Origin of the sequence: Micromonospora rosaria (assembly GCF_001567585.1) — a bacterium.
Lineage (GTDB): Bacteria > Actinomycetota > Actinomycetes > Mycobacteriales > Micromonosporaceae > Micromonospora > Micromonospora rosaria.
In genome coordinates, this window is sequence record NZ_LRQV01000022.1 from 55,063 (window position 1) to 64,421 (window position 9,359).

Here is a 9,359-nt window from a genome sequence, read left to right on the forward strand (position 1 = left end):
CCGGCGGCAGCGCCGCTGGCCGGGCCGGTCCCGGCCGCGACGGAGGATGTCAGGGCACCCAGACGCTGGTCGCCCGGAACGAGCCGAGGTCGGTGACGCCACCGTTGCCGGGCACCTGGTAAGGGCCGCCGACGCAGTCGTCGTTGGCGAACAGGGCGGCGGCGGAGGAGTGCGTGTTGAACGCCGAGCGGGCCTGCCCGGCGAAGCCGTGGTCGACCAGGCTGACGCAGGTGCCGCCGGGCACCGCCGAGGCGACGGTGAGTCGGGTGCCGACGTAGCCGGTCTGGTCGAACAGGCACAGGGCGCCGGCCGGGCAGTCGACCACGGCGGAGGCGGCGTAACCGGCCCGGGGTGTGGCCGTCGCGGGGGTGGCCGTGCCGGGTGTGGCGGCCGTGAGCACGGTCGTGGCGGTGAGCGCCACCACGGCGAGGCCGTACGTCATCCGGCTGCGCATCGACATCTCGAGACCCCCGTACCGTCGGTCGAAGAGCGGACAGGTGGAGATTAGCAGTCATCGATTCATTGCGCAGGGCGGGCCGGTCGGGGCGGGCCGGGCTACGACGGGTGCGGGGGACGGGTCCGGGCCACCGCGGCGCGGACCCGACCGGCGAGGCCGGGCAGGTCCTCACGGGTGCCGAAGTGCCGGTCCCCCGCCGTCCGGCAGCGCACGGTCAGGGTGACGTGGTGCCCGTCGTCTCTGCGCGCAGCCGACCGTCCCGCCGCAGGTGGACGCTGAGCAGGTCGCCGGTGTCGTCCAGCCGGGCCGCGCCGACCAGCTCCGGCCACTACCGGCAGCGACCCGCAGGCCGATCCCATGCACCGGATCGAAGAAGGACACCCGCTCCACCACGTCCCGGACCGTACCCGGCCGGGAACCGGATGGTCCGGTCCCGGCCGGGCGGGGGTCAGGACCGGGCGGTGTTGACGTAGACCCGGTCGTTCAGCCCCCGGGCGTACAGGTGCAGCGTGCCGTCGTAGACGTTGGCGGCCGGGGCGCTCGGGGTGGCGCCGTTGCCGGACAACTCGACCCAACGGCTGAAGGTGGTGCCGTTGGAGCTGGCGGTGAACAGGTGGTCGTTGCCGCCCCTGGCGAACAGCCGTAGCAGGCCGTCGTAGCTGGCGAGGCCCAGCGGGCTGGCGGTCCACCCGTTGCCGGAGACCGGGATCCAGCCGGCCCAGGCGCCGCTGGCGTACGTGTTCAGGTAGATGCGACCGTTCTCGGCGCGGACGGCCAGCCGCAGCGTGCCGTCGTGCTCGGTCACCGTGGGCGCGTCGGGGGTGGTGCCGTTGCCGGGCAGCACGCTCCAGCCGGACCAACCGGTGTCGCCGTGGACGTTCTCGACGAGCTTGTCGTTGCCGGCCCGCACGATCAGGTGCAACCTGCCGTCGACGACCGCGGCGGTGGGGGCGCTCGGGGTGGTGCCGCCTGGCAGCACGCTCCACCCGGACCACGTCGTCCGGGTGGCCGTCTGGACGTGGACCCGGCCGGCGTCGTCCCGGACGAAGAGGTAGAGCATGTTGTTGTGGACGGTGACCGCCGGTGCGTCGGGGGTGGTGCGGCCACCGGGCACCGGGGACCAGCCCGACCAGTGGGTGCCGGTGCGGGCGTTGTGGACGATCTGGCCGTCGGCCCGGCGGGCGAAGACGTACTCGCTGCCGGCGAAGGTCGTCACCGCCGGGCTGGAGGTGACGAACTGTCCGCCGGGCACCTCGGTCCAGCCCTGCCAGTAGCGGCGCAGGGTGAGCCCGAAGCGCTCCAGGATCGGCCGGACGGGCTGGAAGTACGACCGGAAGCCGGGCTGGTCGCAGGTGGCGTCGGTGGCGCCGGAGACCACGCCCTGGGCCTGGTCGCCCGCCACGAACGGGCCGCCGGAGTCACCCGGCTGGGCGCAGGCGTCGGTCATCGTCAGGCCGACGACCCGGTTGTCCGGGCCGCCGGTCCGGCTGCGGTACACGACCGTGACGTCCGTGGCCAGGACGGTTCCGCACTGGACGCCGGTGGTGATGCCGCTGCGGCAGACCGTGGTGTCCTCGGTGGCCGGCTCGTCACCGTTGACCGGGCCGAGGCCGGTCACCTCGGCGGTCGGCCGCCAGGTGGCGTTCGTGCGGACCCAGGCCATGTCGTTGTCCGGGAAGACGTGGCCGCCCCAGGTGCCCAGCGGCCGGCCGTCGGCGACGAGGGGACCGGGCTGCGGCAAGGCGCGGCAGTGCCCGGCGGTGACGAACCCGGCGTCCCCGCTGGCCGTCTCCGTCACGGCGAAGCCGGCCGAGCAGGAGGCGGTCTGGGTGGCCCCGACGATCTGGTACCCCCGGCCGGCGGCCAGCCGGTCCGACTGCTGCAGGGGTTGGCCGGCGATCTCGTCGACGCGTACCGCTTCCGGCGGCACCCCGTTGTCCTGGGCGAACTGCCGGGCCGCCCCGGCCGTGCCCGGCAGCGTCTGAAGCACCACCGTGTGCCCGTCGGCGTCGGTGTGCCACCCGGTCACGCCGACCGGCACCGTCGTGGCGTGGTCCAGCCGGACCTTGATCCGTTCCAGCGCGGCGCGGTCCGGCGTGGGCTGGGCCACTGCCGGTGTGCTCACCAGCATCGCGCCCGCGACGCTCACCGCACCCAGCCAACCCACCGTGATCTTTCGCACTCCAGACCCCCTCGTCACCGCCGCCGGGCGGTGGCCCGGAGCGTGACAATGAAAACCGTATGACGGCTGCGGTAGGGGTGTCCTGTCGGGTTTCCGTCGCCGCCGCCGGGGCGGTTGCCCGACCGGCCAGGGGGTGCCGCCCGGGCGCGTGGTCCCGGGATCAGTCGGTGGCGGATGCCGCCCCACGTCGCCGGGCGTGCAGCGCCCTGGCCACGACCAAGGGGAGCAGATGCAGCACGACGACGAGCGCGACCGTCAGCGTGGCGATCTGGCCGACGGACAACCCCTGCACCGCCAACACCAGACCCGCGCAGGCGCCGGTGCGCAGTGTGTGCACCGCGACCCGCAGCAGCGCCCGCCCGATCGGCGGGACGCGCTCGGCCGGGTCGGGCCCGGTGTCGCGTCGCCACAGGGTGCCGACCATTGCCGCGAGCGCGAGCAGCACGGCGACCTGCACCGCCCAGAAGGCCGTCGTCCCGACGCCGGCCCCGTTGGTCACCGACGGCGCGGCGAGGGTGGTGGCCGCGAAGACGAGGAAGGTCGGCAGCCAGGTGAAGACGACGGTGGCCGTGGCCGCCGCCGCCATCCTGCGCGGCAGACCGACCTCGGGCTGGACCTGGTCGCCGATGCGGGCGATCACCTCGTCGGAGGCCCACACCAACGGGCGGGCCGGACGCGCGTCGGTTGCCGGGCGTGACATGAGGGCAAGCCTAGTGGTGGGCGTCGAACACGGCGTGCCGGCCGTCCGGGTTCCCGCGCCGCCACCAGGCATCGTCCTCCCCGACCAGGGTGTCGACGAAGTGACCGTCGACCTCGCGCCACCGCGCCCGCGACTCGTCCGTGTGCCCCCTGCTCGGCCGGCCCGTCGTGGACAGGGTCGCCCCGGCGCGGGGCACACCCTGCCCCGCGCCACGCCGACACCCGGCTCGGGCGGGCCCCGCCGCCGACCGGGGCCGCCCCCCGCCCGGGGTGACCGGCCGGGAGGACGGCGTACCGGTGGGCGTCACCCCTGGGCGTCGCCCGCCACGTCGACGACCCAGACGACGCCGAACCGGTCCCGGAGCATCCCGTACGCGGGCGACCAGCCCGCCGGGCCCAGCGGGACCACGACCGTCGCCCCCTCGGCGAGCGCGTCCCAGTAGCCGGTGACCTCCGGCACCGTCTCGCCCCGCAGCGAGACGAAGAAGGAGTTCTCGCCCCGGTCGTGGGCCACCCCGGCGGGCACGTCGTACGCCATGACGTGGAAGCCGTTCTCGGCGCGGACCTGGCCCCACATCACCTGGTCGGCCGTGGACCCCTCGGGGACGGTCCCCGCGTCCCGGTAGGTGACGACGGCGAGGTGACCGCCGAACACCCGGTGGTAGAACTCCAGCGCCGCGCGGGCGTCGCCGCGGAAGTTGACATGGGTCGTGGTCGTGACGGACACGATCTGCTCCTCGTTCGCAGAAGGATCTCTGGCGGGAGCCACGGTCGCAGGGGAAGCGGCCAGGATGTGTCCGCTTCCCCGGGCAGAATCCGGACCATGCCCACCACCTCCGCGCGGTTGCTGGCCCTGCTGTCGCTGCTGCAGGCCCGCCGGGACTGGCCGGGGCCGCTGCTGGCCGAGCGGCTGGCGGTCAGCCCCCGGACGGTGCGCCGCGACGTCGACCGGCTGCGCGACCTCGGGTACCCGATCGCGGCCACCCGGGGGCCGGACGGCGGGTACCGGCTCGACGCCGGCACCCGCCTGCCCCCGTTGCTGTTCGACGACGACCAGGCAGTGGCCCTCGCCGTCGCCCTGCGGACCGCCACCACCACCGGCGCCGGTATCGAGGAGGCCGCCGCCCGGGCGCTGCACACCGTCCGGCAGGTCATGCCCGCCCGACTGCGCCACCGCGTCGACACCCTCGCCGTCAGCGCGGTCGAGCGCCCGGCGACGCCCCGGGTCGACAGCGGCGTGCTGGTCGCCCTGAGCGCCGCCGTGCACGCCCGCGAGGTGCTGCGCTTCGACTATCCGGCCGGCCCCCGGCCGACGCGGGAGCCCGGCCCGCCGGCCCCACCACGCCGGGTGGAACCCCACCACCTCGTCGCCCGGCACGGGCGCTGGTACCTCGTCGCCTGGGACCTCGACCGTGACGACTGGCGCGTCTTCCGCGCCGACCGGATCGCGCCGCGCGTCCCGACCGGGCCCCGCTTCGCCCCGCGCGAGCTGCCCGGGGGCACCGTGGCCGACTTCGTCACCAGCAGGTTCCGGGGCGCCGACGGCACCGGCGACTGGCCCTGCCGGGGACAGGTGATCCTCGACCGGCCCGCCGCCGAGGTGTCGGTGTTCACCCCCGACGGCGTCGTCGAGGAACTCGGCCCACACCGCTGCCGGCTCACCCTCGGCTCGTGGTCGTGGCCGGGTCTGGCCGCCGCCATCGGCAGGTTCGACGCCGACATCGAGGTCGTCGGGCCGCCCGAACTCAGGGCCGCCTTCGCGCACCTGGCCCGCCGCTACGCCCGGGCCGCCGCCGACCCGGGGGCGCCACGTCGGGTCGAGGCGTCCCCGCCCGACCCTGGGCCGGGCGTGCCCGGCCATCCCGCACCGGGCGTGCCCGGGCAATAGTGGCGACGCCCGGGGGAACGCCGCTTTTGCGGCGTCAACCGTGACGGCGGAGGAAAAAGACAGATCCGCAGCACGCTGCGGCGGGCGAGAACCACGCGAGCACCGGGCGGTCGTCCGCTCCGATCGCCGTCGACGCAGGTCGACTCCGGTACGGGCAGACGACGGCACGCGGAACCCCCGCGCCGGCCCCGTCGCGCCCTAGCCATGCCGACCGCTCTCGGGCAGACTGTCGACGGCCTGACATTTACCGGCGACGATCAGATCACGCCTGCGCATGACGAGGTGAACCGGTGGGGAGAGGCGTCCGCTTGGCGCTGGTGACGACGGCTACGGCACGGCGGACCGGAGTGGCGGGGTGACCCGGGGAACCCCCGTGCCTCGACAGATGCGCCTCTTCCGGGCACTGGTCGTGGGCACGTCCGCCGCGACGTTCGGCAGCTACCTGAACATGGTCGCGCTGAACCTCTTCGTCTACCAGGCGACCGGGAGCGCGTGGCAGACCGGCGTCTTCATGGCGCTGCGGCTCGGCGCCGGTGTGGTCGCGGGCATGGCCGGCGGGCTCGTGGCGGGCCGGCTGCCCCGCCGGCCGGTGCTGGTCCTGTGCGACCTGACCCAGGCCGCGACGTTGGTGGCGCTGGCGCTGGCCGGCCAGCAGGCCCGGATCGACCTCCTGCCGATCGTCGCCGTGGCGACCGGCCTGCTCGGCACCACCTCCTCGGTGCTGCTGCGCAGCAGCGTCCCCGACCTGGTCGGCAGCGAGGAACGGATCGGCGCGAACGGCCTGCTGGTGACGGGGCGGGCGGTGGCGACCGCGCTGGGGTTCGCGGCCGGTGGGGTGCTCGTCGGCTGGCTCGGCTACGGGCCGGTGTTCCTGGTCACCGCCGGGGCCTACGCCTTCTCGGCGACGATGCTGAGCGTCCTGCCACTGCGGTTTCCCCGCCCCCGGCGCTCCGGTCCGGCAGCCCCCGACGGCGCTACCCCCGATGCCGCCGGCCCCCCGGCCGCCGACCCCGGTCCACCGGCCGGCGGCGCCCGCCGTCCGGTCCGGCGGTACCGCAGACAGGTGATCGTGGCGGCCTTCGCCGCCGCGCCGATGGTGGCGGTCATCCTGGTCGTCCGGGCGGTCGACGCGTTGGGCTCCGCCTCGCACAACGTCGGCATGCCGGTCTACGCCACCCAGATCCAGCCCGCCGACCCGGCCGCCTTCGTCGGCCACTTCTTCGCGGTCTGGGCGGTGGGTCTGTTCGCCTCGCACCGGATCATCACCTGGCTGCGGCGGCGCAGCAGCAGCCTCGACGACCCGCGCCGCAGCGAAGGGGCGTTCATCGTCGGCACCTGTCTGATGTCGGCGGCCTTCGTGGTGGCCTTCGCCGGCGTCCCCCCGCCGTGGGTGCTCCTGGTGGCGGTGGTCGCCGGCATGGCGGACGGCTTCACCGAGATCACGTACACCACCCGTGTGCAGGCCGAACCCGACCCCCGGCGGGGCTACTTCTTCGGGCTCACGGCGGTGGCCGAGAACGGCGGCCTGGGGCTCGGCATGCTGCTGGCCGCCGCGCTGCTGGAGGTGTGGCGACCCCTGGCCGTGGCCGGCGTCATGCACGGCGCGGTCATCCTCCTGGCCCTCGTGGTCGCCGTCGGCGCCACGCTGGTCCGCCGTCGGACCACCACCCCCTCCGTCGAGCGACCGGACCCGGCGGCGCAGCCGCAGGAGAGCAGGAGATGACCGGTGGACGAGCTGAGCGAGGCGCTCGCCCGACGCGCCGAACTGATCGACGCGGCGGTCGTCGAGCGGACCGGCGGCGACGGCGTCCCGCGCCGGGTGGCGTACGTCGTGCCGGCCCCGACCAGCACCACGGCCGAGGCGCGGCGCGCGGCGGGCGCGGCGGTGGCGGCGGCCGGTGACCCCGGTACGCCGGTCCTGGTCGCCGTGGTGTCGGGCATCCCGCGTGACGCCGACGGCGCACCCGACGAGGCGGCGTTACGGGCGGTGCCGGTCGCCGCGACCGCCGGCGGGGCCCTGGTCCGGGTCCCCGACCGGGAACCGACCCGGACGCACCTGGCCGACCTGCTGGACCTGCCGCCGCGCTGGGGATCGGACCTCGCCGCGCCGCCTGCTGGCCCGGCGACCGGCGACACCCCGGCCGCGCCGCAGGTCGACGGGGTGCCGGCCGAGGCGGTCGGTGTCGCCCCCGTGGCCGACGCGGACGACCCGACGACGCTGCCCGAGGCGCTGCGGCGGGCCGCGCGACGCTGGCCCGAGCGCGGGCTGGACCTGGTCGAGGCGGACGGCACCCGGACGCTGAGCTACCCGCACCTGCTCGACACCGCGCTGCGGGCGCTGGCCGGCCTGCGCGCGGCCGGGCTGGCCACCGGGGACCCGGTGATCCTGCACCTGCCGTCGCTGGCCGACCACTTCGTCGCGCTCTGGGCCTGCCTGCTCGGCGGGCTGCGCCCGGTGGCCGTCGCGCAGGCGCCCGGGTACCAGGCCCGCAACGCCACCCTCGACAAGCTCGAACACGCCTGGCAGAGCCTGCACCGCCCGGTCGTGGTCTCCAGCGGCGCCGTCCCGGCGAAACTGCGGGCGTACGCCGAGGGGGCGGGGTGGGCCGGGCTGCGGGTGGTCGACCTCGCCGACTGCCGCGCCCACGAGCCGGCCGGGGACCTGCCCCGACCCGCCCCGGACGACGTGGCCATGTTGCAGCTCTCGTCGGGCAGCACCAGCAAGTCCAAGGTCATCCCGCTGACCCACCGGGGCATCGTCCGGTACGCCCAGGACGCCTGTCAGGTCGCCCGGGTCCGCCCCGGTGACGTCATGCTCAACTGGCTGCCGCTGGACCACGTGGCGGGCCTGGTGATGATGCACCTCGGCCCGGTCGTCCTCGGCTGCGCCAACGTGCACGTCGGCACGGCGCTCGTCCTCGCCGACCCGCCCCTGTGGCTGGACCTGTTGCAGCGGTACCGGGTGCAGCACAGCTGGTCGCCGAACTTCGGCTACAAGCTGGTCACCGAGGCGGTACGCAGCCGCCCGGACCGGCGCTGGGACCTCAGCGGGCTGCGGACCCTGGTCAACGCCGGCGAACAGTGCACCGAGCCGGTGATGAGCGGGTTCCGGGCGGCCCTGGCCGACAGCGGGCTCGACCCGTCCGCGCTGGTCCTGGCCTGGGGGATGGCGGAGACCTGCACCGCGATCAGCTACCAGACGTTCGGGCCGGACGCGGTGCAGCACGCCCGGCTGCACGCCGACGGCAGCCAGGTACGGCTGGCCCCGGCGAGCGTCCCCGGCACGACCACCTTCCTCAGCATGGGCGGCCCGGCTCCCGGCACCCGGTTCCGGATCGCCGCCCCGGACGGCCGCACCGCCCTGCCGGAGCGGTGGATCGGCCGGCTCCAGGTCCGCTCGGACCGGGTCACCCCCGGCTACCTCAACCACGACGAGGCGAACCGGGCCGCGTTCCCCGACGGGGAGTGGTTCGACACCGGTGACCTCGCGTACCTCCACGACGGCCGGATCACCATCACCGGCCGGGGCAAGGAGGTCATCATCGTCAACGGCGTCCACTACTTCTGCCACGAGATCGAGGACGTGGTCGGGGCGGTGGACGGGGTGGCCCCCAGCTTCGTGGCCGCGTTCGGGGCCCCGGGACGGGACGGCACCGAACGCATCGTGGTGGTCTTCTGCGCCGACGCGGCGGTGGACGTGGCCCTGCTGACCCGGGTCCGGCGAACGCTCGCGGAACGGCTCCAGATCGGCTCGGCCCACCTGGTACCCGTCGTCCGGGACCAGTTCGAGAAGACGACCAGCGGCAAGATCCAGCGGACGAGCATGCGGACCCGGCTGCTGGCCGGCGGGTACGAGGCGGCGCTGCGCCGGGTCGACCTGCTCGACGGCGGCCCGACCACGGTCACCGACTGCGTCTACCGGCCGACCTGGACCCCCCGCCGCTTCCCCCAGGAGCCGCCGCGCGGGCCGGTGCTCGTGGTCGCCGACGGGTCGGGGCTGGCCGCGCGCCTGCGCCGGGACCTGCCCGACGCCGACGTGGTCGAGCTGACGGCCCGGCCGCCCGACGACGCCTCCGGCCCGGCCGGCGGTGCCACCGGTCCGGCCGGCGGTGCCTCCGGCCCGGCCGGTGGTG

At 75.5% G+C, this 9,359-nt stretch carries 8 protein-coding genes; 3 read left to right on the forward strand and 5 right to left on the reverse strand.

Going from position 1 to position 9,359, the window contains the following annotated elements; genetic code table 11:
* Window positions 1-49: 49 nt before the first annotated feature.
* The 5 genes from AWW66_RS09190 to AWW66_RS09210 all read right to left on the reverse strand — a co-directional run bounded on the left by AWW66_RS09190 (window position 50) and on the right by AWW66_RS09210 (window position 4,065).
* Window positions 50-460 (reverse strand): peptidase inhibitor family I36 protein, encoded by a 411-nt coding sequence (locus tag AWW66_RS09190; RefSeq protein ID WP_067362714.1) that lies wholly within the window; start codon window positions 458-460, stop codon window positions 50-52.
* A gap of 445 nt (window positions 461-905) precedes the next feature.
* Window positions 906-2,639 carry a DUF8189 domain-containing protein gene (locus AWW66_RS09195; RefSeq protein WP_067362717.1) on the reverse strand — a complete coding sequence of 578 codons (1,734 nt, stop codon included), beginning with the start codon at window positions 2,637-2,639 and terminating at the stop codon, window positions 906-908.
* A 160-nt stretch (window positions 2,640-2,799) separates the two neighbouring features.
* Entirely contained in the window at window positions 2,800-3,339 is a 540-nt protein-coding gene (locus AWW66_RS09200) for a hypothetical protein (RefSeq protein WP_157527299.1), read from the reverse strand.
* Window positions 3,340-3,349: 10 nt separating this feature from the next.
* Entirely contained in the window at window positions 3,350-3,535 is a 186-nt protein-coding gene (locus AWW66_RS09205; protein ID WP_067362723.1) for a hypothetical protein, read from the reverse strand.
* A gap of 107 nt (window positions 3,536-3,642) precedes the next feature.
* Window positions 3,643-4,065, reverse strand: a complete 423-nt coding sequence (locus tag AWW66_RS09210; RefSeq protein WP_067362725.1) for a VOC family protein — start codon at window positions 4,063-4,065, stop codon at window positions 3,643-3,645.
* 96 nt (window positions 4,066-4,161) lie between these two features.
* On the opposite strand from AWW66_RS09210, the gene AWW66_RS09215 reads away from it, so the two are divergent.
* The 3 genes from AWW66_RS09215 to AWW66_RS09225 all read left to right on the forward strand — a co-directional run.
* Complete coding sequence (locus AWW66_RS09215; protein ID WP_083978346.1) at window positions 4,162-5,226, forward strand: helix-turn-helix transcriptional regulator; 1,065 nt, start codon at window positions 4,162-4,164, stop codon at window positions 5,224-5,226.
* Between the two features lie 373 nt (window positions 5,227-5,599).
* Window positions 5,600-6,949: an MFS transporter gene (locus AWW66_RS09220; RefSeq protein ID WP_157527301.1), complete on the forward strand. Its 1,350-nt coding sequence runs from the start codon at window positions 5,600-5,602 to the stop codon at window positions 6,947-6,949.
* A 3-nt stretch (window positions 6,950-6,952) separates the two neighbouring features.
* Window positions 6,953-9,359, forward strand: a 2,407-nt coding sequence (locus AWW66_RS09225) for an AMP-binding protein (RefSeq protein ID WP_157527303.1), incomplete at its 3' end; no start/stop codon positions are given.